Origin of the sequence: Acinetobacter sp. 22301, from assembly GCF_052045285.1 — a bacterium.
Lineage (GTDB): Bacteria > Pseudomonadota > Gammaproteobacteria > Pseudomonadales > Moraxellaceae > Acinetobacter > Acinetobacter pittii.
This window is the reverse complement of sequence record NZ_JBQEOR010000007.1, coordinates 166,445-193,142: the sequence shown is the minus strand read 5'-3', so window position 1 is coordinate 193,142 and position 26,698 is coordinate 166,445. Positions and strand designations below refer to the sequence as shown.

Here is a 26,698-nt window from a genome sequence, read left to right as displayed (position 1 = left end):
AAGCTTGAATGACTTTTAATTTTAACTCTTTTGAATGCTTCGGAATTGGCATAGAGCACACCTCATAAGTTTTAAAAGTCTAACTTATGGGGTGCAGTTCAGGACGGGAGAGGGACACCCTCGGGTGTGCTAGTTTGAGATAATACTAGTCTGTCAACCTTCTTCCGTTCTGCCACCATAATTCTATAAATGTTTGGCAGAACTCCCAATAAAAAGGAGTTGGCTTTGCATATTCATAATTTCTTGGCAGCCTTTGCCAAAAGCTATAACGACACAACTTAAAAATTTAAAGCAGCTTGATGACCTTTAAGGTTTTCAGGCTTTAAGTCATTACGGCTCAAAAAACTTGCATCAACAATAAAACTTGAGATGTGCCAAGCACAGTCTTACGGCTTTGCTATGCCTTTTTTCTCCCAAAAAAGTATCTCGTTTAGAAACAACAAGAATTTATAACGGTAAAAATATGCCAAATTTAGTTCTCTCAACACGTGCGATCCAAATCATTAATACATCAATTCATTTGTTTCACCATCACGGATTTCATAAGGTTGGGGTCGACCGAATCGTGAAAGAGTCTCACACTCCAAAAGCAACTTTTTATAACTACTTTCACTCTAAAGAGCGATTTATTGAAATCTGTTTGATCGTGCAAAAAGAACGCTTAAAAGAAAAAGTAGTCTCAATTGTTGGGTACGATCAAAGTACAAACGTGAAGGATAAACTTAAGAAACTTTATTTCTTACATAGCGATGTAGAAGGGCCGTACTATTTATTATTTAAAGCAATTTTTGAAACCAAACTCACCTATCCAAAAGCCTATATCATCGCAGTGAGGTATAGAACGTGGCTCATCAATGAAATTTATAGCCAGCTGAGAACACTTAAAAACGATGCGACTTTTCAGGATGCCAAACTATTTTTATATATGATTGAAGGTGCAATTATTCAGCTTTTAAGCTCGGATGCGACAATCGAACGGGAAAAGGTGTTGGATTGTTTTTTGGCGGGGTTGGTTTAATACAACTTTTATTTATCAAAAAACAACTTGTTTATTAAACATGACTCATATAATAAATGGGAACACAACAAGCATCTCTATAGCTTGATCTAGGAGGTCGTTATTTGAAGTTATTTATTATTATATTCATAGTAATTTTTTCTAGTATTGGACTCATTTGTTTAATCGCGCTACTCAGAAATTTAAAAAATTATTCACCATCTGGTGAGCATGATCACTTATCTGCTTCAACACATCATTTTCACGATAATAGTCCGAGTCATCATCATAACTCTAGTTACTCAAATGACTGTTCATCATCATCTTCAGATTCAGGAGGATGTGATGGCGGCGGTGGCGGGGGAGATTAAAAAAAGCCCTTTTATGCAAAGGGCTTTTGATGATTTAAGGTAAATCGAACCAGATAAATTGACTATCTTCAGTTGCATGAATTGTCGCTTTATCTTCAAAAACTAAAGCATCACCTGCTTTAACTTCTTGATCGCCAATGCGGACTACACCTGAAATCACGTGCACATAGTTCACTTTTTTAACCGTATCAACAGTTAACTCATGTACTTTTTCCAACACGGCAGATTTTACTTCAGCATTTTGGCGAATATGCATTGGTGCATTTGCATCAGGGCCTGCAATTAAATGCCATTTGTTTGGATCTTTGCGTGGGTCAAGATTAATTTGCTGATAATTAGGCTCTGCATCTCTTTCATCAGGAATAATCCAGATTTGTAGTAAATGTACAGGTGTATCAGTGTTGTTGATTTCACTGTGGGCAACACCTGTGCCAGCACTCATGAGTTGCCATTCACCCGCCTTAATCTGGCCTTCATTTCCCATGGTGTCGCGATGTGAAATTGCACCATCTAGCACACAAGTTAAAATTTCCATGTTGTCATGGGAGTGCGTACCAAAACCATTATGTGCATCAATCTGGTCGTCATTAATTACACGTAGAGCGCTTACACCCATATATTTAGGGTCATACCAGCTACCAAATGAAAAGCTATGATAAGACTCTAACCAGCCTGCTTTTACATGACCTCGATCTTCACTACGATGTAGATAAGCATTCATGATGTAATCTCCCAAATTTTTATTTATCTCTTGAGAAATATAGTAATGATCTATGTGGGGCTAAAAAATAGGTTAACTGCAACATGTCGTTGCATAATTGATATGGTCGTATAGTTTTATATTTATAGATATATGTTGACTCATAAAAAAACCTGCACAAGGCAGGCTTTATTCAAATGATTACTTATCTTAATTCGCTAAATCAAGGTCATCATATTCGTTCAACGTCTTACCTTGCTGAATATGTTTCTGATAATGTTGAGCACGGAGTATGTCTAGTTCTGAACTTGATACGCCATCTCTCCAATAGCCAGCAATACGCACGTCATTTTTATTAAACTGTTTGTCTTCTAGAAAAAACTGGCGTAAAGCTCTGGCTTCTTTGCGTTCGCAAGCCGCCCAAATCGTAATATTGTCATAAGTTTTTAGCGCAAATGCTGCTTTTAAAAGAAGACCTTTTTGTGGCGTGTGATGTTCTTTATGGAACGAATGAATTTTGACGTGGTCATGACGGGGTAATTGGCTAGCAATATCTTTTTCAAAACTCTCAATGAAAATATCCGCACTTACGCCATTTTCCCATTCATTCAGTATCGAATATAACGCGGGTACAGCCGTATCGTCGGCAAACATGACCACATGTTTTTTATGTATGAAATTGGGAATGAAATGAGGGCGGGGGCCAATAAGCCCGATTTTTGTACCCACTCGAGCTGAATTAAGCCATTCCATTGCTGGGCTTAAATCTTCATGTTTAACAAAATCAATTTCGATTTGAGCGTTTATAGGATTGAACGAACGGACCGTATAGACGCGTGAGATGGGTTGTCCCTCTGGCGGATTGCTCACAATTAACCGAATTGCCAAATTGGGAGCTTGCCAAAGCTCTGGTTGTAATGTGTTGATTTTTCCTTGAATTCTTACAATGGACGGATATGGCGTATGGATCGAGACGATAGTCATCTCAAGCTGTTCCATATCTTGTAAATGGTCTTTTTCTTTTAGTAACTCGCCATATTCTTGTTTCGATTTTTCTGCAATTTTTGTCATACATATAACCCAAGCTTCATGATTACTATAGAGCGTAATAATTGATATAGATGTAGTCTCTCTATTCATTACGATAACCAACTTGGCTCTAAATGTAAATAATAATCATTATTAATTGTGGTTTTTAGATCATAAATATAGACCTCTAAACGATTAGAATTAACGTTAAAAATTATCTTATTATTTTGATATTTATCATTTTTCATAAATGGATTTTAAAGGGGGAAAATTGATATTTCTCACAATATTAATTGTAAATGATTATCATTTGTATTATTGTGCTGAGATATCTATTATTCGAACAAACAGCGATAAAGACGACATTTTTATAACTTTGTTTTGAATATTAGGTTGGGTGGTATTGCATAAAGAATAGGGTGAGGACCAAGATAAATGCTAAAAGATTTGAGTCAAAATTTAGGGCAGATGAATGATAAAAATAACAACGTAGAAAATTTCTTAAAGCGAATTTATGAAAATATTTTTGAACAAAATTCCCATCGAACAGCACTCATTTTTGAAGACCGTAGCATTAGTTATGCTGAGGTAGGGGCTCAGGTCGCCAAAGTCATGTATGCGCTAAAAAAGCAAGGTTTGGCGACAGGGTCTGTGGTTGCAATTTGCTTAAGAAAAAGTCCTGAGCATATTTATACCGCTTTGGCATGTGCGCTCACAGGCATCATTTGGTTACCTGTAGATATGGATTCTCCGCCATCGAGACTGAACTATTTATTGACGAATAGTCGGGCAGATGTTGTGGTAAGTGACTTATCCATTGCAGGTGTTCAAAACCTAAATATTAATGAAATTTTATCGGCTAAAACTGAGTATGAACCGAGCTTTAATGCCGAAATTAACCGACTTCCGGCTTATTATTTATATACTTCGGGAAGTACAGGGACTCCGAAATGTGTGGTCTTAAATAATCAAGCGACTGAAAACACGCTACAACAAACGATCTCGGAATGGGGAATTACTGCGGACGATGTGATTATGGCGGTAACACCGTTTCATCATGATATGTCGGTATTTGATGTTTTTGCTTCAATGGCAGTGGGTGCAACTTTGGTGGTGCCATCCTTTGAGCAAAGTAAAAATGCTGTTGTCTGGGCCAATTTAGTAGATCGCTACAAGGTTACGCTTTGGAGCAGTGTGCCTGCCATTGTCGATATGTTGTTCAGTGTAGCTCAAAAAGAACAACTACAGTCTTTGCGTTTAATTGCCCAAGGCGGCGACTATATCAAACCTTCACTTATAGCAAAGTTAAGAGAACAATTGCCTAACGCTCGTTTATTTTCATTAGGTGGACCTACCGAAACCACAATTTGGAGTATATGGCATGAAATAAATGATCAAGATCAGGAAATTATTCCGTATGGAAAAGCTTTAGAAAATAACCGTTATTATATTTTGGATGAAAATCTAAAACCTTGCCAAATGGGCGAGGTCGGTACGATGTATATGACCGGCCTGAATTTATCAAATGGTTATTTACTTGATGGGGAGATTTATTATAAAGATTTCGTTGAAATTCAAGTGAGTGAAAATGAAACTCAAACTGCTTTTCGCATGAGTGATCAAGGATATTTTAGGGAAGATGGAAATATTATTTTTGCTGGACGTGAGGAAGGTTATTTAAAAATAAAAGGCGTGAGAATCTCTGCGGCCGAGGTTGAAAATGCTTTAACGAAGAACCCGTATATTCATAACTGTGTAGTGGTAAGTTGTGTGCATCCAACGACTGAAACTCAAGAGTTAGTCGCCGTTTATACTCTAGAAAATAAATATAAAACTACTCGCTTAAATAGCCCCGAATTAAAGAACTTTTTAAAAGTGCATTTGCCAAGTTCTCATATTCCTTCGAAATATTTGGTCGTCGAAACCATACCTTTGACCCGGAATGGAAAAATTGATCGTAAAGCTGTGCAAGAAATCGCTCAGGGGAAAATTTATGTATCTTCTACGTTGGCTACAAATTCCACTAAAACACTGTCATCAGTCGCTGGGGTGGGAGATTCGGTCTTATCGGTTTTCCGTGAATGCATAGCTGACAGCCAAGCTGAAAGAATGGATATTTTTTATAGAAGTGAAATATTAGCGATAGGCATTCGTCCAAAACAACTCATGAGTATTGCTCAGAAACTTTCTCAAAAGCTCAATACAGAAATTGATTTTTATACACTCATTAGCTGCAAAACAATTCAGGATGTGGTGAATAAAGTAGAGCAGCAAATAAAATAGAAAAATTGAAATGTGCTTAAAAGCAGAGTCGAGATGTTTGCTTTTAAGCACATGGTTGGTTTTAGGGCAACTAGATTTGAGCTAAGGTTGCCTTAATTTTTTCACAGATACTTTGCACTGTTGCTGTCGGGAAGCGGTGGGCTTGATACGTAATGATCATGCTTAACTGATGTTGTCCATCAATCACATTTTCCATAATTTCAAAATGTAATCCGAACATCGATTCATCACGTTCCGGCAAGATCTGACGATAAGGAAGGTCTTGTCCCTGGGGTGTTTTGAGCGCGCCGTTTAAAGCGTTATTTGAATGGATATGAATAAACACATCAAATAACAGTCCTTCATCTGCGCTCATTCCTAATGCATTTTGAATATGGTTGATGGGAATATCTGCATAGGCCATCGAGGTATTAATCATTGTGCTGATATTGTGGAGCAATGATTGGAACGAATCTGAATCACTAAACTGTGTGCGATGCGCAACCATGGTCGTAAAGTAACCCACCGTATCAAAAAACTCAGGATCAGTTCGTCCAGAAGCAGAAGTACCAATCACAATATCTTTTAAATTACCTTGTTGCTGTAACGCATTGGCGATAGCAGTATAGATAACCGCGAAAATAGAAGAACTGTGTTGTCTCGAAAATGCGAGGAGCTTTTCATACATTTCTGGTGCAAATTTAAGGTCGAGCCATTGGACTGGAGGTTTTTCCTTTTCAGCATTTAATTCATTTTCTGAAACAGGGAGACTTAGACCTTTGGTTGCTCCTGTTAGCAGCTTAGTCCAATAATTTAGATGGTCTTGGTTGATGCCTTGCTTTTGCTGGAGTAAAGAAAAATCAAGAATAGATTGGGCAGGTGTCTTCCAGCTTGGTGCTTGAGCATTTGAGCGAGCAAGATAAGCATGCGCAAGGTCAGCCATAATGGTATTTAAAGACCATTCATCAATCACCATGTGGTGAACTAAGAACGATAGAGTTTGGCGACCTTTGGCATTTCGAATTAAACGAATTCTTAAGGGAAGTTCACGGGTTAAATCAAATTTATATGAAGCTTCACTGGCAAGCGTTGCATCTTTACTTTCGGCACTGTTCCAAAACCATTTGAATTGTTTAAGTTCATACGTAGGAACCACCTGTTGATAGGTTTGACGATTGGCGCTATTAAAAATTGTACGTAAACCTGCATGGCGCTCCACAATATCTGTAAACGCCTGAAAGAAAACATCTTCATTAATTTCTTCAAGGAATTCTACGGCAAATGGTAAGTTATAAATTGGGCTAAAATCGAATGCAGAATAAGCTTGCCACAGGAAATCTTGAGCTAAAGTAAGCGGGGCTTTATCTACACTTTGTAAGGTAGTTTTTTCAGTTTTTGCAGATTTAACGAAAGCGTATTGAGCTAAATCGGCAGCAGATGGAGATTTAAAGAAATCATTAAATTGAATCTCAATTCCATGTTTATTAAGTAGGTTTCCAATAATTCGCGTTGCTAATAGTGAATGGCCGCCAAAATCAAAAAAGTCATCATGCTGACTCATTTCTGGTTCAGCGAGCGTATTTCGAAACTCTTCTAAAATAATTTCTGAAACATAAGTTTGATTAGGTTGTTCTGGCGCTTTTGAGGAATTTGCAGCTAGATGATTTGAGATATCAATTTCAGTCAGCACCAATGGCATATTATTTGGTGAGTTTTGTTGATAACGATTTTGTATGGCCTGAATGAAATCTGACTTTTGATAGTTTTCATCAAGAATCGGGTGGAGCGCTAAAATAAGAAAATAGTCTTGCTCTGTTTCTATGAGACTTGTAAAAAAAGGGGGATGAAATTCTGCGTTCCATGCTTGTGCTTTTAAGGTAGCTACCTGCTCAAAAACTTGTTCTGTATTACTCTTTTTTACTTCTAGGCAAGCTGAATGGTCATCAAATGGATATTTGTATAAATCACCTTCGTCACTAAATGTATAGCGGACATTTAAGTCAGGTGTAGTTTTAATAATGTCTTGAATTGCTTTAATGAGCAGTTGAATGTCTAAACCTTGATTAAGTTTCCATAGATTAAAACGTCGGTTAACTTGTTCAGGCTGTTGTAATTGCAACATCCAGATATGTTCTTCGTAATCAGTAACCGAAAGGAGAGAGGGCGATTTGGAAAATTGTTCCAACATAAATGAATCCTGGTTTATCAAATGGCTATTTTCATCAATTTTTATTTCGCAAATTTTTTACATTAGATTAAATTTCATATAATTCATAACGTTATAGATTTGCTTGTTTGTAAAAATTGACCTTTTTCTAATGAGTTGATGTCCACATGAACTGTACTGATGTAACAGTAGGGTTACATTTTACCTTTAAACATACTATAATTGATTCTCATTTACATCAAGATTATTATTTGCAAGTAGATAGTACCAATTGAGAATGACGAATTTTTAAAATAGAAAATAAATAATAAGTGATTGATTAATATTTATTTAATTCGAAATTGGTTGGGCAAAAATAATTTAAAGATGAAAAAAACGCTCCTCGGAATAGGGCTGTGATTTTGCCTATTCAAAAGGAACTGATTCTGTTGTCTCGATAAAATTGAGGAATTTTCATGAGAATATTCAATCATGAAAGGTTAATAAGCCCATCAAATGTTGAACAAATTTTCCCTCGCTTTGGTTTGATGGGATTAAATTTGCAATTTGCATCGGCTTTATTACGCTCAAGTGGGGCACGCCACTGATGCGATTTAGCTTATTCTGTATTTTTATCATTTTATGTATTTGCTCATTATTGCTCGGGGCTGAACAAATACAGTGGTCTACCTTATTTTCTTTTTCTCATGAGAGTTGGCTCACTCTTACAGCCAGCCGTATTCCTCGTTTAATTACTATTGTGCTCACCGGTATCGGGTTGGCGGTATGTGGTGTCATCTTGCAGCATATTGTGCGTAACAAGTTTGTTGAACCAGAAACTTCGGGCGGTTTAGATGCTGCCAAGCTAGGAATTTTAGTGTCGTTAACTTTAGTTCCGGTAACCAGCACACTGAGTAAGATGATATTTGCGATCATTTTTTGTTTTATTGCTAGCTTAATTTATATCGCAATTATTCGTCGAATCCGTTTTAGAAATACGGTTTTAGTACCGGTTATTGGTTTGATGTACGGCAGTGTACTGAGTGCCTTAGCTGAGTTTTATGCCTATCGCTTTAATATTTTACAAAGTATGCAAGGGTGGCTTTTAGGAGATTTTTCAAAAATTGTCCAAGGTCACTATGAAGTTATTTACATTATTTTTCCGATTGTTGTCCTGACTTATCTTTTTGCACATCGCTTTACCGTGATTGGTATGGGTGAAGAGATGGCTTCTAGCTTGGGACTTAGTTATGCAGCTATAGCCGCGATTGGTTTAATACTGGTTGCCATTACAGTTTCAACCACAGTAATTACTGTTGGTACCATTCCTTTTGTCGGGCTCGTGGTCCCCAATTTGGTCGCACTGAAATACGGAGAAAACTTAGCTAAAACCTTGCCCATTGTGGCTTTGGGTGGGGCGTCTCTATTACTGGTTTGCGACATTCTTGGTCGCTCGATTATTTATCCATTTGAAGTGCCAATCGGACTTACCGCAGGTGGTGTGGGGGGAATTATTTTCCTCATCCTCATTTTGAGGGAGTTTAGATAATGCGTATTACAAAGCTATGGACGATTTATCTGATTGTCATCTGTCTAGCAGTAGGTTTTTTATTTTTAAACTCAGGACTAGATTTTGATTACGTCATTCCTAACCGACTTCTGCGTCTTGCCACGATTGTGATAGCCGGTATTTGCGTTGCTTTTTCCTCGATTGTTTTTCAGACACTGGTCGGTAATCGTATTTTGACCCCTTCCATTATGGGCTATGAAGCGATTTATCTCTTATGGCAAGTTTTGTTGTTGTTTTTTTGGGGAACACATGGATTAAGTCAGTTAGGGGTAAACGGCAATTTCTTTATCTCAATCGTTTTAATGCTGCTTTATTCGTGGGTAATCCATAAGTGGTTATTGCCATATGGCAGAAATGATGTCTTTCTCCTGTTACTTTTAGGTTTAGTCCTTACGATGGTCGTCGGGACGGTTACTCAATTTATTCAACTCAAAATTAATCCTGGTGAATTTTCTGTTTTCCAAGGCCTTAGCTATGCTTCGTTTAATCGTTCTCAACCAGAAACTTTATTTTATGCCAGCTTAGCTGTAGTCATTGTTCTATTCCTTGGTAGGAAAGCACTTCCTGTTTTGGATGTTCTGGTTTTAGGGCGTGAGCAAGCAATTTCATTAGGCATTCATCATCACCGTTATGTCAGTTTCTATTTAGCCCTGATCGCTATTTTGGTTGCGGTATCTACCAGTCTGATTGGCCCGACAGTATTTATGGGCGTATTCATTGCCAATATTACTTATGCACTAGCAAGAAGTTATAAGCATAAATTAACGCTGCCCATGGGCTGTGCCATCACGATTGCCATATTTATTGCTGCTCAAATTTTAGTTGAGCACGTTTTTAATTACAAAACGACCGTCAGCATTCTGGTCAATCTCGTATGTGGCATTTATTTCCTTGCGCTGACGGTTCGTACCCGAGGTGTTGCATGATTCATGTCAAGAATATCAATAAGTCATATGGAAATAAGCCAATACTGACTGACGTAAATGTTGAATTTCCTACAGGTCAGGTGACGTCACTCATTGGTCCAAATGGAGCCGGAAAATCGACTTTGCTCATGATGATGGCACGTTTAATTGAGCCAGATAAAGGCGAGATTTTTCTTAATCATCAAAATATTGCGGATATTAAAACCGCTGTTTACGCCAAGCATGTCGCGACTTTACGTCAAGCACCTAGCTTTAATTTGCGCTTAACCGTCGAAGAGCTGGTGTCATTTGGACGCTTTCCATATAGCCGTGGTGTTTTAACCGAGCAAGATCGTCAGGTGGTTGATGAGGCGATTGAGTTTCTTTCTTTAGAACCACTGCGCAAATCTTACATAGATGAAATTAGTGGTGGTCAAAGGCAAATGGCCTTTTTGGCGATGACGATCGCACAGCAAACAGACGTACTTTTATTAGATGAACCCTTAAATAACCTTGATATGAAACATGCCGTTCAAATTATGCGCGCACTCAGGCGCTTATGTGATGAACAAGGGCGCACTGTGATTTTAGTTATTCATGACATCAATTTTGCCACGAATTATTCGGACCATATTGTCGCGCTGAAGAACGGCAAGCTTCATTTCAGTGGGTTAACCGAACAAGTGATTACAGAGGCGCAATTAAATGATCTGTACGAGCTTGATTTTGAAATTACATACAGTGAGCGTGGCTGTATGTGTAATTACTTCAACTCATCTGGAGCTTGAATACATATGAACTGGAAGAAAAAGTATGGGGGAGTAGCCCTCATCATAGCGGCAGCTGTCACTCTACAAGCATGTGATCAAAAAGTTGCAGATACCGCTCAAGCTTCTCAGAAGCTAGCAGAACCGATTACGGTAAAACATGCGCTTGGAACTACGGTGATAGATCATCTACCGCAACGCGTTGCCGTACTTGATATGAATGAAGCTGACTTTTTAGATCAACTCAATGTCCCGATTATGGGAATGCCAAAAGATTATGTTCCACACTTTTTGGAAAAATATAAAAAAGATGCGCAAATTCAGGATTTGGGTGCAATTGTACAGCCCAATATGGAACGGATATATGCATTAAAGCCAGACCTGATTTTGATGACGCCATTACACGTTAATCAGTATCAGGAACTGTCAAAAATTGCCCCGACCATTCATTACGATATTAACTTCAACAATAGTGAGAGTAATCATATTGGTCTGGTTAAAGACCATATGATGACCTTAGGAAAAATATTTAATAAAGAAGATTTAGCCCGCCAGAAAGTTTCTGAACTTGATGAACAAGTGAAGCAAGTACAAGCCGTAACGGCCAATCGCCCAGAAAGAGCGTTAGTCGTTCTTCATAACAATGGGGCATTTAGTAATTTTGGTATTCAGTCACGCTATGGCTTTATTTTTAATGCTTTTGGGGTAAAGCCTGCAAGTGGTGTGATGGATACAAGTCTACATGGGCAACCTATTTCGAGTGAATTCATCAAAAAAGCGGACCCAGATATTCTCTATATCGTGGACCGAACTGCTGTGATGGAACATCGCTCAAACATTAATGCTGCCAGTGTTGAAAATCCATTATTACGTCAAACCAAAGCGTGGAAAAACGGTCGTGTCATTTTTGTCGATGCCGATGCGTGGTACACCACGGCTGCAAGCCCAACCTCGCTCAAAATAGTGATGGAAGATGTAAAAAAAGGCTACCAATAAATTTTTACGCATATCACTTAATCAAATTTTACAGCATAAATTTTCACTATTTTGCTTTGTATTTTAAGCAGATAGTTAATAAAAAATGAATCACAACATTAAAGGTCTTTCAATGAACAACGTTAGCGATAACCGTAATTTTAAAAGTGGGAATGATCAAAGAATTAATCACCGTTCTTTTGTATTAAATGGTATTGCATCTGCACAAATGGCCCTTCGATTAGGCTATGCATTAGGCACTGTATTTGTACTATGTGCATCAAATACCTATGCTGCTGTTATTGATAATTCAACAAAAACTCTAGAACAACAAACTGCTCAAACAAATGTAGCAGCTTTACCAGCAATTACTGTAAAAGCTGAACAAGACGATACTTATGCAGGTGGACAAGTTGCAACATCGAGCAATGTTGGATTTCTTGGTAGTAAAAAATTTCTAGATACGCCATTTAATACGATTAGTTATACCGATAAATATATCGAAGATAAACAGGCAAAAGATATTACAGAAGTGATTGCAGCAACTGATCCATCGATATATACCAACGGTGCAAGTGGTGGTTGGAGTGAAAACTATTATATTCGTGGATATGCTTCGAGCACGAATGATATGTCAATGAACGGACTTTTTGGTATCACACCGTTTTATCGAACTTCTCCGGAAATGTTTAGCCGCGTTGAGGTGTTGAAAGGTCCTTCCGCTTTGTTAAATGGGATGCCGCCAGCAGGATCGGTGGGTGGAACGGTAAATCTAGTGACCAAATATGCGGCTGATGAACCGTTTGCACGATTGACTACGACATATATGTCGGATGCCCAGTTTGGTGGACATGTCGATGTTGGAAGAAGATTTGGTGAAAATAAAGAATTCGGCGTTCGTATCAATGGAATGTATCGAGATGGAGATGCAGCAGTTAATGATCAGTCGAAAGAAAGTCGTTTATTTTCGCTTGGTTTAGATTGGCAAGGTGAAAGAGCACGTGTTTTTGTTGATGCTTACGATGCCTTAGATCATGTTGATGGTGTAACACGTGGTGTTAACGTCTCTACTGCAGTTGGAATTCCGAAACCACCGAAAGCGGATACCTTACTTAGTCCGGATTGGGGCTCTGTGGAAACTAAAGATAAAGGTGCCATGATTCGTGGCGAATATGATTTTTCTGATCAGTTAATGGCATATGCGGCTTATGGACAAAGTACAACCCAATATAAATATAATGGGGCAAGTGCAGGGACGATTACGAGTAGCACTGGAACACTGAGTTCAATGCTTGGACAACTTGCTTTTGAAGTCGATAAAAAATCAGCAGATGCAGGTTTTAAAGGCAAGTTTGAGACGGGGCCTGTGAAACATCAATGGGTCGCCAACGCAACTTACTATAATCATGCACAAGATGATTATGGTTATAGAATTATCCCAGGTTTTAGTAAGCCTGTTATTACGAATATTTATGATCCAAATCCAAATTGGGGGCCTAAACCGGAGTTTACACCGCCGTTTCTATTTCATTCGACACTCTCTACCTCTAGCTTCGGTTTAGCCGATACATTGTCGTTTGCTCAAGATAAAGTACAGTTGACTTTAGGACTTCGTCATCAGACTGTAAAAGCAACAAGTTCTGTTAATACATTACCTGAAAATGCTAAATCAGCAACCACGCCTGGTGTCGCGTTACTGATTAAAGCGAATGATAAAATTTCTGTTTATGCAAACTATATTGAAGGTTTGACAAAGGGAGATCAGGCACCTGCAAATGCATCAAATCCAGGGGAAATATTTCCTCCTCAAAAAACCAAACAACAGGAACTTGGTTTGAAGGTTGATTTGGGGACATTTGCGCATACATTGAGTGCATTTGAAATTACCAAACCAAATAGTTATTTAGATCCTTCAAAGCTTGTGAATAACTTATCTACCTTTGTTTCGGATGGAGAACAACGAAATCGTGGTATTGAATGGTCATTCTTTGGTTCACCGATTGAACATGTGCGTTTAATGGGTGGCTTTACCTATCTTGATCCTGAACTTACCAAGACTAAGAGTGGAGTAAACGATGGTCATACAGCAGTTGCTGTGCCAAAAAATCAGGCTAAGCTTGGAGCAGAGTGGGATACTCAAGTAGCACAAGGGACTTTAACCTTATCAGGAAATATCAATGCAGTTTCCAAGCAATATATTAATGCAGAAAATACCTTGTCCGTACCTGGGCGTACGCTCTTAGATGTTGGCGCACGCTATAGCACGAAAGTCGAGAACCACCCAGTGACTTTCCGTGCCAATATCTACAACTTAACCAACAAAGCGTATTGGGCACAGCCACAATTGACGAATTTGGCTTTAGGCGCACCAAGAACGTATATGCTATCTGTATCATATGACTTTTAATTTGTTGTAATCTTCAACCGAATAAAAAAACCCGCAATCGCGGGTTTTTTTATAATATTCATATTTTATTTTGGTAAACCATAGTGCTGAAAAGAAGACTGTTTAGGAATTCGATAAGCATTACGCCCCAGTAATTGATTAATAATTACTGAGTTTCGGGTTGCTCCGATTCCTAAGTCAGGAGAACCTACACCTTGCTGAAAAATCTCGGCATTTTGAATGAAAATTCGACCTTGTCCTTGATCACAACGTAAAGCCGTAAAGTCTTCTTGAACAATACAATCATTTTTATCATCAACAGCTAAAATAGAACCTTTCATATTTTGGAACCATTCAGGCCAATCATGAACATAGCCTGTAGCTGCGACAAGGGCATCAGTTTCTAATTCGCAACGTTGATCGAGTTGGGTGTGCAAACAGGTTAAACGCAGAGAACCCGATTCAAGTTGTTCAACCGATTCAACTTCGCAGCTTGTGTATAGACTTAAACCGGATTTCTCACCAGCCACTGAACGCTCATAAAGAACATCATATATATCACCAATGGTTGAGAAGCTAATCCCTTTATAGATCAGGCCCTGACTAGCAGCAATGTCACGACGTTTATCTCTAGGCAGGCTTTGGAAATATTGCATATATGCAGGGGTAAAACATTCTTGCCCAAGTTTAGAATATTCCATTGGGTGAAAGCCGGCAGAACGTGTGATCCAACGAATAGATGCGCCTGCTTTTACTTGTTCTGGGGTAAGTGAATTAAATAAAGCAAGTACGCATTCTGCTGCACTTTGGCCCGAACCAATAACCGTGACCTGTTTACATTGCTTGAGTTGTTCCTGAATTTTTGCAAACTCCGCAGAATGTTTTACCAAAGGGTGTTTGCATGTTTCTAGCCATGTAGGAATGCGAGGTTTAGTCCCAATACCAATCGCCAGATTTTGGCTTATATATTTTTGTTTTTCGCCCGAGGCTGATTCACTTTCTATAATAAATTTATCGAGCTTGGCGTCATATTCCACATGACTTACGTTTTCTCCAAATCGACAATCAGTTAATTGTTTTGAAGCCCAACGGCAATAATGGTCGTATTCACGGCGTGGAATTAAAAAACTGTCGTAATAATAAAACTGATGTAAGCGATCATGTTGATGTAAATAATTAATATAGCCTAAGGGATGGCAAGGATTGGCCATTGTAACCAAGTCGGCAAAGAAAGGAACTTGTAATGTCGTGCCTTGCAATAGCAGTCCTTCATGCCATCGAAATTCTGGTTTGCGTTCTAAAAATACACTTTTGATTTCGGGATGATGAGACAAAAGAGCAGCTAAACCTAAGTTGAATGGCCCAATACCAATTCCGGTAATATCTATTTTTTTCATGTTTATACTTTATCTGTTTCCAAAATGATGAAAGTTAAAAATACGAATTAATGTGGTGTTAGTAATTTCTCTACATCAGCAATATTGCGACATTGAATAAGTTGAACAGGTGAGAGCTGAATCGCGTATGTTTCATTAATACGTTTTGAAACGACCTTTAAATGATGTGGACGCAGCCCGAGATGAGTAAAATGAGTTGAACTGTCCACTTCCTTATTTGGTGTGTGGCCTATCACTTCTAAATAAATATCGAGTAGTTGATTTTGCTGTTTAGCATTATTTTCAAGTGGTATAGATGAATGATCGAACTCGTTATTCTTAAAATATAGTCGTTTATTTTGAAGCTCACTGAAAAAATTACTGAGATCAAAACTGAATATTTCTGAACCAATAATTTGTTTGATTGCCAATTGTAGCGCGTCCAAGAAATCCTCAATCATATGGGGAGGAAATGCTTCTTGAGCATAATCAATATCGAAAATTAAAGCGCCGTCATTTCTTGTGCTAAAGCGAATATCAATTGCAACTTGAGGTGTTTGAGTAAGGCCATCTAGTTGCTGAATAGGATGAGATTCAGATAATACAGGCCATGACAAACCATTTGTAATTACAATCGGCAATACTGGAGCAGTGCCAACTTTTTCAAATAATAGTCGAGCGAGATCAACGCCTGAAAATGAAAGATGCTGTAAACCCTCTAAAACTTCCGTTTGCAAGCGGTTTGCTTGTTCAGCAAATTGATGTGAGGTTTTCCACTCAACAGCAATAAACGTAGAACTATTGGAAAATGGTCCGGCATAGAGAGGAAGTGTAGGAACAGCAACGCATAGAGATTTGTCAGTGCTCCAATGAGATAGCACTTCCAAAATAATCGCCATGATGACTGAGTTTTTAAACAGTGAATGTTTCGCTCCAATTTTAGACAACTGTTTAAATTGATCTTTTTCTATAATTAGACTGTTACGTTGGTAAAGTGAAGTCGGTAAATGTTGTAAGGGTGTTTTCCAAGGAAGTGCTGGAATAGACGATAATTTAGAAAATTTTCTTTCCCAGTAAGCCATATCTGCCTGATGAACAGATACGCTATTCTCAGCTTCATTTTCTTCTATTTGTTTTTGGATATCATGTTGTTGTCCATCGAATAGTTCTAACATAAGTGAAGCTATAGATCGGCCATCTAAAATTAATGCATCAAAGCGGACAAAAATTGTTAATAGATTATTTTTTAATAAAAATACAGTGATATTCCAAGGCGGCTGATTTAAATCAAATAGCTCATGCGTATAACTATTTTTATAGGACTCGATGTGGTGAGAAGCACGTTCAGGTTCCCATGTAATTAGGTCTATTTCTTTTAAATTGACACTCACTTGATCGCTTACATATTGTACTAATCTATTTTTATCAATATAAGTTCGTAAGCTGTCATGCCGACGTACCATTTCTGTCAATCGTTGTTTTAATAAAACAAGATCCATTTTGCCGTGATACTGCCTAAACTCTTGCATGGCAACACCACCTAAAGGAAGGGCTTGAGTTCGGCCTAATAGGTAGGCTTGTTGTAATGCATTTAATGGTTTTTGGGACGTACGATCTGACGAGGTATTTTGTGCTGGGCTTATAATTTGTGTATTAAGTTGCTCAGGATGTGCGGCAAGATTTTTAAGTAAATGAATGAAAGATTCAAATAAATTTGTGGTCCATTCTTTGGGTAGAGCATCTAAACGTATGTCCCAATTAACTAAAATACCGTCATCTACATGAGCAACTTGTGCATCAAGTGCAACTTGTGGCCCTTGTGAAATGACCCAATTCATTGAGCCAAAAACGCGAAGGACACGTTCAGAAAGCAAATTATCATTTTCTAAGTTGAGTGCTGCTGTAAATACCACGGGAGCAATCTGTGCACTACCATGATAACGAGACAGATCACGTAGAACATTCACACCCGAATAATGTGAATGCTCTAATAACTCAAGCATTTGATTTGCTATTTGTTTGCAGAATGCAGCTAAGGTAGTTATTCCTTTCATATCGACATCAAGGATGACTAAATTAGCAAAATCACCAATAGAGCCTTCGACATTTTTTAAAACCGGTTCGCGCCAAAAAGTAGGAATATTTAATCGGAAGCTGTGATCTTTGGTTGCATGACCAAGCGTATAGGCAAATAAACCTAATATTAGGTTGGTCACGGTAATGTGTTGTTCTCTAGCAAGTTGTTGTAATGCTTTTCGTTCTTCTGGCGATAACCAAATACTTAAACGATCACTTTTTGCTGTTTTGAATTCTTGATTAATGAAAGGTAGAGACGGAGCAGGGCTAATATGAGGCAGACGTTGTTTCCACCATAAGCGGTCTCGTTGGTTTAATTTTTTTAGCTCAGGGTCTGTCCGTATTTTTTGATACCAGTCAAAAAAATTAGGCGGACGGGAGAATGATATTTCTGGGTCTTCATAAAACAAAGAAAGATCTTCCATCAAGTTCAAAAAACTGGACGGATCTATAGCAATCATGTCCGTATCTACATGAAAACGAAAAATATTATTTTTAAGAACACTTACAGAAAATCTTGCAGTTTGGCCCTGACTTAAATCAAGTTTTTGATGGGTCCATTGCTCGCGTTTTTGCATGAGCATTTGCTCAATTTGATGATCGCTAAGCTTTGAAAAATCATCGACTTCTAATATCTGTTGAGCCTTCTCAGACATGATGTTTGCGATGCCATCGGCGCTCAAACTTAATCTCAAAATAGGGTGTTCTTTATAAAGTCGTTGAAGTGCTAAATGTAATTTTTGTAGATCAATAAATTGACCGTCAAATTCTGCATAGAGATGGGCAGCAACCCCACCTAAAGTTGCGTTGCCAGAGCGACCAAACCAGCAGGCCGCTTGCATCGAAGTTAATTCACACATTGAACGATAACTCGGTTGACAAATTAATCTTGTTTCAGCATCATACAAATAAATGAAAATGATTACCAGTTGCATTTGTTAATCATTTCCAATTTTGCTGTGAATATATAGCTTGTCCGTCTTAAGAGTTTTCTTTTGTCGGTATTCAAATTAAATATTTATACCGAGATGTAAGAAAATTTACGAAGAATCAATAGCTTGATAACCATTAAATTAAATTGAATATTTAGAATGTCATGAAAAAACAGTTGATTGAGTTTGTTCGCTGGTCTCCAGAGAGAGCGCAACACTATCGCAATAAAGGTTATTGGATTGACCAACCTTTGACGCGCATTTTAACGGTAGGGGTTCAATCGCATCCGCATTCGCCGGCAATTATTTGTGGTGAGCGTCAGTTGAGTTATATCGAGCTGGACCGGCTATCAACAAATTTAGCTTCTCGACTAGCTGAAAAAGGCTTGGGCAAGGGTGATACTGCTTTAGTACAGCTTCCCAATGTTGCAGAGTTTTATATTGTCTTTTTTGCCTTGCTTAAGGCAGGCGTGGTTGTGCTCAATGCGCTATATAGTCATCGCCAATATGAGCTAAATGCCTTTATTAAACAGATTCAACCTAAGCTTTTAATTGGTTCGCGTCAGCATGAAGTCTTTAGCAATAATCAGTTCATTGATTCACTGCATGAAGTAAATTTAAGCCCTGAAATTATTTTGATGCTCAATCATCAAGCTACCGATTTCGGACTATTAGACTGGATTGAAACACCAGCAGAGACCTTTGTCGATTTTTCATCTACACCTGCTGATGAAGTTGCTTTCTTTCAGTTGTCAGGTGGAAGTACGGGAACACCAAAACTTATTCCACGCACGCATAATGACTATGACTATAGTGTGCGGGCCAGTGCCGAGATTTGTGGTTTAAACTCGAATACACGGTTATTGTGTGCTCTGCCAGCTCCGCATAATTTTATGTTGAGTTCACCCGGTGCATTAGGTGTTTTACATGTAGGTGGATGTGTTGTGATGGCACCAAATCCTGAACCGCTCAATTGCTTTTCTATTATTCAAAGACATCAAGTCAATATGGCATCTTTAGTGCCGAGTGCTGTCATTATGTGGCTAGAAAAAGCCGCTCAATATAAAGATCAAATTCAGTCTTTAAAGTTACTTCAAGTGGGGGGAGCAAGTTTCCCTGAATCTTTAGCCCGTCAAGTTCCTGAAGTCCTCAATTGTAAATTACAACAAGTATTTGGAATGGCCGAAGGCTTGGTCAATTACACTAGACTCGATGACTCTGATGAGCAAATTTTTACCACCCAAGGGCGTCCTATCAGTTCTGATGATGAAATCAAAATTGTAGATGAGCAGTATAAAGAAGTTCCGCAAGGTGAAATAGGAATGCTTGCGACTCGGGGACCTTATACCTTCTGTGGTTATTACCAAAGTCCTGAACATAATTCACAGGTCTTTGATAAGGACAACTATTACTATTCGGGTGATCTCGTGCAGCGTACTTCGGATGGCAATTTACGTGTAGTAGGAAGAATTAAAGATCAGATTAACCGTGGTGGTGAAAAGATTGCTTCGGAAGAAATAGAAAAACTTATTCTTCTACATCCGGAAGTTATGCACGCAGCTTTGGTCGCAATTGTTGATGACCAATTCGGTGAAAAAAGTTGTGCCTTTATTGTTTCTCGGAATCCTGAACTTAAAGCTGTTGTGCTCAGACGCCATCTCATGGAGTTGGGTATTGCACAATACAAACTTCCAGACCAGATCAAATTAATCGAAAGTTTGCCACTGACTGCAGTCGGTAAGGTGGACAAAAAACAACTTCGCAGCATTTTAAATACATCTACAACATCTTAATAAATATTGAGCAGCATATGGCTATTTCAAAAATTTCTACTTATCTCATGCCCAAACGAGAGAGTTATCCAAATAACAAAACAGATTGGCAGTTAGATCCTTCTCGAGCAGTTTTATTAATTCATGATATGCAACGCTACTTTTTAAATTTTTACGATGCTGAAAGTGAATTAATTAAAACGGTTGTAAATCATTTAGTTCAACTAAGAACTTGGGCACATCAGAACAATGTTCCTGTTGTCTATACAGCACAGCCTTATGAACAGCCAGCGGCAGATCGTGCATTACTGAATGCCATGTGGGGGCCGGGTTTGCCAGCCTCAACAATCGATCAGCAAAAAATTATTGATCAACTTTCTCCTGCTGAACATGACATTGTCTTAACGAAATGGCGTTATAGCGCGTTTAAACGTTCGGATTTGCTTGAAAGAATGCAAAACTGGAATCGTGATCAGCTCATTATTGGCGGTGTCTATGCTCATATCGGGTGTATGGTTACGGCAATTGAAGCCTTTATGAGTGACATACAACCCTTTTTGGTTGGCGATGCAGTTGCCGATTTTTCAGAAGAAGAACACCGCTTAGCTTTGAAATATGTATCTTCACGTTGTGGTCAAGTCGTGGATACTGAATCTGTAGTGGGGCAGGTGGCAACAGGCATTACACGACCTTGGCTAGAGCAAAGGGTCCAGCAGCTTATTGAAGAAGATGAATTAGATCCAGAAGAAAACCTGATTGTTTATGGATTGGACTCATTACGAATTATGCAGTTTTCTTCGGAACTCAAAGCACAGGGAATCAATATTAGTTTTGAGGAATTAGGACGCACACCCACTTTATCAAATTGGTGGTCATTGGTTGATGCACGGCAACGGATTGCAGGGTAGAGGGTTGCCATCATAAGGCATACGACAAATCCTGGTCGCTAAATTTTACATAAAATTTATATCTTTGATAGCGACTCCTTAGACGACTTGTAATCGTCATATTAACGGAGCAAAAAATGATTTTATCGCCTGCTGATCAAGAGAAAATAGAGACATTCTGGAATTACTGTTTAAAACATCAATACTTCAATATTGGATATCCTGAATCTGCAGATTTTGATTATTCCGCTTTATTTCGTTTTTTCAAATTCTCTATTAATAATTGTGGTGATTGGAAAGACTATAGCAATTACGCATTGAATTCTTTTGATTTTGAAAAAGATGTGATGGCGTATTTTGCCGAAATTTTTCAAATTCCCTTTGAAGAAAGCTGGGGATATGTAACCAATGGTGGCACAGAAGGTAATATGTTTGGCTGCTATCTGGCGCGTGAGCTATTTCCAGATTCAACATTATATTACTCAAAAGATACGCATTATTCGGTGGGAAAAATTGCCAAATTATTGCAGATGAAATCTTGTGTGATCGAATCATTGAATAATGGTGAAATCGACTACGATGATTTAATCCATAAAATAAAAACCAATAAAGAAAGTCACCCCATTATTTTTGCAAATATTGGTACGACCATGACTGGCGCAATTGATGATATTGAAATGATTCAAGAGCGCTTAGCGCAAATCGGAATCATGCGCCGAGATTATTATATTCATGGCGACGCTGCCTTAAGTGGCATGATTTTACCTTTTGTTGATCATCCTCAAGCATTTTCTTTTGCTCATGGTATCGACTCGATTTGTGTGTCTGGTCATAAAATGATTGGCTCACCGATTCCGTGTGGCATTGTTGTGGCCAAACGCCAAAATGTAGAGCGTATATCAGTAGATGTAGACTATATCTCTACACGTGATCAAACCATTAGTGGTTCTCGCAATGGCCATACTGTCTTGTTGATGTGGGCGGCAATACGTAGCCAAACTAATTTACAAAGACGACAGAGAATTCAACATTGCCTAAAAATGGCCCAGTACGCAGTTGATCGCTTTCAAGCAGTGGGCATTCCTGCTTGGCGGAATCCGAATTCAATCACTGTGGTATTTCCGTGTCCTTCTGAACACATCTGGAAAAAGCATTATCTGGCAACCTCGGGAAATATGGCTCATTTAATTACTACGGCACATCACCGAGATACACGTCAGATTGATAGCTTAATTGACGACGTTATTTTTGATTTACAAGGTGCCTCTAAACGTACAGTTGGTTTTTAGTCATATCAACCAGAATGATTTAGACAAATCCTTATTAATTTTTACAGTCTAGAAAATGATCTAAAAATATTTTGATAGGGCGGTTAGGAAGTTTTTGATGCAATTAAAGTTTTTAAAAAAATACTTTTTATATGATTTTCTTATTCATGCTTTTTTAAAGCCGAAAATAGCAATTCTTGCTGGTCAATTGAAGCGAGATTTTATTTTAAGTACCGCTTTTTCTATGAATATAAAGAGAGATAAGCATGTCTGATTTAAAGTTATCTCATCTGATGACAGACTCTTCTTTGGCACCTGCACTCAAGCCAGCATTTCCTAAATTATTTGCAGGAACGCTTGCTGCCGTATTTTCTGGTTTAGCCATTTTAACTGCCCTGTGGGGCATGATTCAGCTGATTGGTTATTTATCTTCTTATTGGGTGATCTTTTCAGCGGTTTTTTGGATAGTCGGGGCAGCATTGGCAGCACTGGCCTCATGGTTAGTGCATGATGCAGAGGCTGGATTTTCGGCACGATTACGTCGTCAAATTGCTCATCATTTAATTCGGTTACCTAACACAACCCTATCAAAACAGGGTGACCAAAACTTAAAACGACTGGTTTCAGACGATATCGCAACCTTACACCATATGGTGGCACATTTACCGTCGGAAATTGCGATTTTTGCTGTAATCCCTTTGGTTTCTATTGTTTTATTAGTTGTGTTGGTTGGCCCGATGGCACTTTGGGTATTATTACCTGGGGCAATTGCTTCACTCTATTATTTAATTATTGTTCCCCATGTATCAAAACGGGATGGCGCTGCACGTATGCAGGTCATGTTAGATATTATTGGTTCTGCTGATGATTATGCGCGCGGCATTCGTGATAACCGTATATATGGGCAACAATCAGGCGCTTTAACTGCCTATACCCAATCAGCACAAAATTTCACTCAAAATATGGTGTCTTGGGTGAGTAAAGTCGCAACACTCGCTGCTGTTGCCACTGCATTACTACAAGCTGCTGCAACCTTTGCCATAGCCTATCTCGTGGCTTATCAATACGACAGCATGACCTTGGCTGCAACACTTTTCTTTAGTTTGGCCATCGTGACACCTTCACTACGTTTAGGGCATGGTCTTGATTATGTCGCTGCTGGGCGAGCTGCAGCTAGTCGTTTATCTGCATTCTTAAAAGAGCCAGTACTCTCATCGGGCAATCTACAACAGATTGAGCAAGATGTAACACTCGAAATAGTTAATGCAAGCTTTGCAATCGAAAATCAAAAAGTATTGGATCGATTAAGTTATTCATTTCCAAAAAATTCAATGACTGCAATTACAGGACCGAGTGGAGTTGGAAAAACAACCTTACTGCGAGCACTTGCTGGATTAGCCGTATTGCAAGAAGGTGTCGTTCAATTAGCAAAAACAGATATTTTGCAATTACATGAAAAACTAAGACATGAAAAGGTTTTGTTTATTCCACAAGGTGGAGATGTATTACCGACCACAGTAAGAGAAAACTTGTCCTTATCTGCCATTAATGCAAATGATGAACAACTTGAACAGGCACTACTCAAGGCACAACTAAAAGTAGATTTAAATGCAGATGCAACTTTACTTTCAGGCGGTGAAAAACAGCGCCTAGGAATAGCGCGTGCGTTTTTATCTTCAGCTCCTATTATTTTATTAGATGAGCCAACGAGCGCACTCGACCAGACCAATGCGACAAAAATAATATTGGAATTAAGCCACTTAGCTAAAAACCAGAATAAAACCATCGTCATGGTCACTCATGATCTTGCCTTAGCTGCTCATGCCGACAACAGGTTAGTGCTTAAAGGCCCAACTGACTCAGGGAAATCTTTATGAATACTCCTGCTAAATTAAATAAAGATCAGATTTTTTCGATGCTTCCTCGTGCAGCCAAGCAAAAATTAATTATTGTTGGTATCGGATGGATCATTGTTGCAGCAATTGAAGCAATCGCATATACCGTATTGGCATTTGCAATTGTCAATCAATGGTCACCAAGCTGGGTTCTCATTAGTGCAATTGCAGCAATATTAGTGACAGTGGTGGTCACTCGTGCTGGCTTCCTTACTGGTGTGCGTTTAGCAGGCGACCTATTTGCTGAGTTAGGCAAATCTTTAGCTCGTGCCAAGCTCTCTTGGTTTACCAATGAACAGCGTGCTCAGATTAAGACAATTGCTGGACAGGGAATTCCTGGGTTTATGAGTATTCCTGCTCATCAATTGCAAACCTTTTTACATGCGCCTTTTATGCCTTTATTTCTCACAATAGGAATAGGCCTGCTTGCTGGAGCAGGCGTAGCATTTGTCGCTTTAGGCTTACTTTTACTCTCTTTATTTGCTCAATTCCTAGCACAACGTGCACTCATGCATATTGATAAAAAACGTAATACTGCCGATTTAGCTGCTTCACAAGCAACGTTGGAATTGGTTGATCATGTTGAGTTATTACGCACAGCCGCGGGACCAGAACGTGCGGTCCAAAGGCTAGAACATCGTTGGGAAGAGCAAGAAGAGACATTAGTACGGATTAATCGTGCTGCTGCATTTGCAAGTTTTGTTGCAACCTTGGCAAGTGTTTTACCGATTGCTGGGATGGCAACTTATCTGGTACTTGCTGGTGTCAATCATGCTGCTTTGGTGTGGGCATTACTCGTCTTAATTGGACGTGCAGCAGCGCCATTAGGTGAACTTGCTACCGCAGGGTTGCATATCAATGATTTGTTTGCCGCACTGCGCAATTTTAATCAGATCACCCATCCACCTGAGTTGCCTGAGCCATTACACCCTCAAATTCCTACTGGCCATCATATTTCGATACAAGACGTTAGCTATGCGCCAGCACTTGAAAATATATCTCTCGACATCGCATCGGGGAGCAGAGTATGGGTTACCGGACCAAGCGGTAGTGGTAAGAGTACTTTACTTGAATTGCTTACAAGGTTTGATGATCCACAAAGAGGAAAAATTACCCTTGGTAGCATAGCTCTTGATCAAATGAAATATGAAGATTTGGTTTCGAATATCGCTTATGTCACACAAGAACCTATTTTGTTCACAGGAACACTGGCTGAAAATATCCGTTTAGGAAAACCTGATGCAACTGATGATGAAATAGAAAAGGCTGCAAGAGATGCCGCATTAGGCGCAATGATTGACCGTAGTTCAGAAGGAATTAATCAATCGGTGGGTAAGCAAGGCACCGCATTGTCTGGTGGTGAACGTCAGCGGGTCGCAATTGCGCGAGCATTACTCAAAAATGCGCCGATTTTAATACTTGATGAAGCTACCTCTGCTTTGGATGAAGAGACTGAGCAGGAAATCGTTACAACGATACGTACTCTTTCTTCTACGGTTATTTTTGTGACACATCGTGATTCAGCCATTTGGCAACCGACTCAAACTATCAATTTAGCTTCAACTTCTGTTTAAAAAAATAGCGCAGAAATCTGATTTAAGCATTTTTTATAAAAGAAAAATGCTTAATATTTGGAGAATTCTTAAGTGAATAAACATCAATATAATATGTTCTGTTTACCGCCTGCGGGGAGTAGCGCGAGTATTTATCATCCATGGAAAAAGCAGATCTCTGACAATATTCGTATTATTCCTATTGAATATTCGGGTCATGGTATAAAAATAAATGAACCATTAATTGATGATCCTGATCTATTGGCTATGCAAATTGCCAATGAAATACATGCTTATTCAGATACACCGTTCATTTTATTTGGACATAGTGTAGGAGGTGGCTTGATTTGGAAAGTACTCAATTATTTGAATGAAAAACCCATAATTGATCAGTTGAGATTAATTGTTATAAGTAGCCGACCTGAGCACCACTATATTCAACATATGCGGTACAAGCATGAGCTAACTGATAAAAAAATTATTGATGAATTGAAGCGATACAATAATTTTCCTGATGAAATTTTAAATAATCAGGATGCACTCACATTCTTTCTCAAAATCATTCGTAATGATTTCTATCTTAGTGATCAATTACTTAGCGAGAAGATTCATAAGACTGAGGTCCCGATTGTTGCATTTTATGGCCAACAAGACCCTGATATTCCTAACAAAAGAATGATGGATGCATGGCAACAACACACAGAAAAGTGGTTAGGTAGTATTGAGTTTGAAGGGGACCATTTCTACTTTCTCAATCCCGAGACCCGAATAAAGATGCTTGAAAACATTGCTGCCATCGTTGAAACATTGACCGTGAATATTGAATAAAGT

The 26,698-nt window shown here is 38.7% G+C and carries 20 protein-coding genes; 15 read left to right on the top strand and 5 right to left on the bottom strand.

The features are described 5' to 3' along the window. Positions 1-463 precede the first annotated feature (463 nt). Both ACTJJH_RS12615 and ACTJJH_RS12610 read left to right on the top strand, forming a co-directional pair. The gene (locus ACTJJH_RS12615) at positions 464-1,018 is read left to right on the top strand and encodes a TetR/AcrR family transcriptional regulator (RefSeq protein WP_440601211.1); all 555 of its coding nucleotides are present in this window, start codon (positions 464-466) and stop codon (positions 1,016-1,018) included. A 104-nt stretch (positions 1,019-1,122) separates the two neighbouring features. Then, complete coding sequence (locus tag ACTJJH_RS12610; RefSeq protein ID WP_078210493.1) at positions 1,123-1,368, top strand: hypothetical protein; 246 nt, start codon at positions 1,123-1,125, stop codon at positions 1,366-1,368. Between the two features lie 34 nt (positions 1,369-1,402). Here the strand turns inward: ACTJJH_RS12610 and ACTJJH_RS12605 are convergent, their stop codons facing one another. Both ACTJJH_RS12605 and ACTJJH_RS12600 read right to left on the bottom strand, forming a co-directional pair. Beyond that, on the bottom strand, positions 1,403-2,089 hold the full coding sequence (locus ACTJJH_RS12605; RefSeq protein ID WP_440601210.1) for a pirin family protein: 687 nt from the start codon (positions 2,087-2,089) through the stop codon (positions 1,403-1,405). A gap of 189 nt (positions 2,090-2,278) precedes the next feature. Continuing rightward, positions 2,279-3,139: a siderophore-interacting protein gene (locus ACTJJH_RS12600; RefSeq protein ID WP_440601209.1), complete on the bottom strand. Its 861-nt coding sequence runs from the start codon at positions 3,137-3,139 to the stop codon at positions 2,279-2,281. A gap of 393 nt (positions 3,140-3,532) precedes the next feature. Here ACTJJH_RS12600 and ACTJJH_RS12595 point away from each other — a divergent pair, with 393 nt between their 5' ends. Beyond that, a complete protein-coding gene (locus ACTJJH_RS12595; protein ID WP_440601208.1) occupies positions 3,533-5,380 on the top strand; it encodes an AMP-binding protein in 1,848 nt (615 codons plus the stop codon). 70 nt (positions 5,381-5,450) lie between these two features. On the opposite strand, the gene basB is transcribed toward ACTJJH_RS12595, so the two are convergent. Then, complete coding sequence (gene basB, locus ACTJJH_RS12590) at positions 5,451-7,481, bottom strand: acinetobactin non-ribosomal peptide synthetase subunit BasB (RefSeq protein ID WP_440601214.1); 2,031 nt, start codon at positions 7,479-7,481, stop codon at positions 5,451-5,453. A 500-nt stretch (positions 7,482-7,981) separates the two neighbouring features. Here basB and ACTJJH_RS12585 point away from each other — a divergent pair, with 500 nt between their 5' ends. The 6 genes from ACTJJH_RS12585 to bauA all read left to right on the top strand — a co-directional run bounded on the left by ACTJJH_RS12585 (position 7,982) and on the right by bauA (position 14,129). Beyond that, positions 7,982-8,113 carry a hypothetical protein gene (locus ACTJJH_RS12585; protein ID WP_001218004.1) on the top strand — a complete coding sequence of 44 codons (132 nt, stop codon included), beginning with the start codon at positions 7,982-7,984 and terminating at the stop codon, positions 8,111-8,113. Further along, a complete protein-coding gene (bauD, locus tag ACTJJH_RS12580) occupies positions 8,113-9,054 on the top strand; it encodes a ferric acinetobactin ABC transporter permease subunit BauD (protein WP_440601207.1) in 942 nt (313 codons plus the stop codon). Before ACTJJH_RS12585 ends, bauD begins: the two co-directional genes overlap by 1 nt. Beyond that, on the top strand, positions 9,054-10,001 hold the full coding sequence (gene bauC, locus ACTJJH_RS12575) for a ferric acinetobactin ABC transporter permease subunit BauC (RefSeq protein ID WP_014207288.1): 948 nt from the start codon (positions 9,054-9,056) through the stop codon (positions 9,999-10,001). The genes bauD and bauC overlap by 1 nt, the downstream gene beginning before the upstream one ends. Then, complete coding sequence (gene bauE, locus ACTJJH_RS12570) at positions 9,998-10,768, top strand: ferric acinetobactin ABC transporter ATP-binding protein BauE (protein WP_272375937.1); 771 nt, start codon at positions 9,998-10,000, stop codon at positions 10,766-10,768. Before bauC ends, bauE begins: the two co-directional genes overlap by 4 nt. Before the next feature lie 6 nt (positions 10,769-10,774). Further along, the gene (gene bauB, locus ACTJJH_RS12565) at positions 10,775-11,743 is read left to right on the top strand and encodes a siderophore-binding periplasmic lipoprotein BauB (protein ID WP_440601206.1); all 969 of its coding nucleotides are present in this window, start codon (positions 10,775-10,777) and stop codon (positions 11,741-11,743) included. An 85-nt stretch (positions 11,744-11,828) separates the two neighbouring features. Further along, on the top strand, positions 11,829-14,129 hold the full coding sequence (gene bauA, locus ACTJJH_RS12560) for a TonB-dependent ferric acinetobactin receptor BauA (protein ID WP_440601205.1): 2,301 nt from the start codon (positions 11,829-11,831) through the stop codon (positions 14,127-14,129). A 65-nt stretch (positions 14,130-14,194) separates the two neighbouring features. Here the strand turns inward: bauA and basC are convergent, their stop codons facing one another. Both basC and basD read right to left on the bottom strand, forming a co-directional pair. Further along, on the bottom strand, positions 14,195-15,505 hold the full coding sequence (gene basC / locus ACTJJH_RS12555) for a putative histamine N-monooxygenase (protein ID WP_032035750.1): 1,311 nt from the start codon (positions 15,503-15,505) through the stop codon (positions 14,195-14,197). 47 nt (positions 15,506-15,552) lie between these two features. Continuing rightward, positions 15,553-18,495: an acinetobactin non-ribosomal peptide synthetase subunit BasD gene (gene basD, locus ACTJJH_RS12550; protein ID WP_440601204.1), complete on the bottom strand. Its 2,943-nt coding sequence runs from the start codon at positions 18,493-18,495 to the stop codon at positions 15,553-15,555. Between the two features lie 161 nt (positions 18,496-18,656). Here basD and basE point away from each other — a divergent pair, with 161 nt between their 5' ends. The 6 genes from basE to basH all read left to right on the top strand — a co-directional run bounded on the left by basE (position 18,657) and on the right by basH (position 26,695). Further along, positions 18,657-20,285, top strand: coding sequence for a (2,3-dihydroxybenzoyl)adenylate synthase BasE (gene basE, locus ACTJJH_RS12545; RefSeq protein WP_440601203.1), 1,629 nt, complete (start codon positions 18,657-18,659; stop codon positions 20,283-20,285). Between the two features lie 17 nt (positions 20,286-20,302). Next, a complete protein-coding gene (basF, locus tag ACTJJH_RS12540) occupies positions 20,303-21,172 on the top strand; it encodes an acinetobactin biosynthesis bifunctional isochorismatase/aryl carrier protein BasF (RefSeq protein ID WP_440601202.1) in 870 nt (289 codons plus the stop codon). 116 nt (positions 21,173-21,288) lie between these two features. Continuing rightward, on the top strand, positions 21,289-22,440 hold the full coding sequence (gene basG, locus ACTJJH_RS12535; protein WP_440601201.1) for an acinetobactin biosynthesis histidine decarboxylase BasG: 1,152 nt from the start codon (positions 21,289-21,291) through the stop codon (positions 22,438-22,440). 245 nt (positions 22,441-22,685) lie between these two features. Further along, entirely contained in the window at positions 22,686-24,296 is a 1,611-nt protein-coding gene (gene barA, locus ACTJJH_RS12530; protein ID WP_440601200.1) for an acinetobactin export ABC transporter permease/ATP-binding subunit BarA, read from the top strand. After that, entirely contained in the window at positions 24,293-25,888 is a 1,596-nt protein-coding gene (gene barB / locus ACTJJH_RS12525) for an acinetobactin export ABC transporter permease/ATP-binding subunit BarB (RefSeq protein WP_440601199.1), read from the top strand. The genes barA and barB overlap by 4 nt, the downstream gene beginning before the upstream one ends. 72 nt (positions 25,889-25,960) lie before the next feature. Next, complete coding sequence (gene basH, locus ACTJJH_RS12520) at positions 25,961-26,695, top strand: acinetobactin biosynthesis thioesterase BasH (RefSeq protein WP_440601198.1); 735 nt, start codon at positions 25,961-25,963, stop codon at positions 26,693-26,695. The last annotated feature ends 3 nt before the right edge of the window (positions 26,696-26,698 follow it).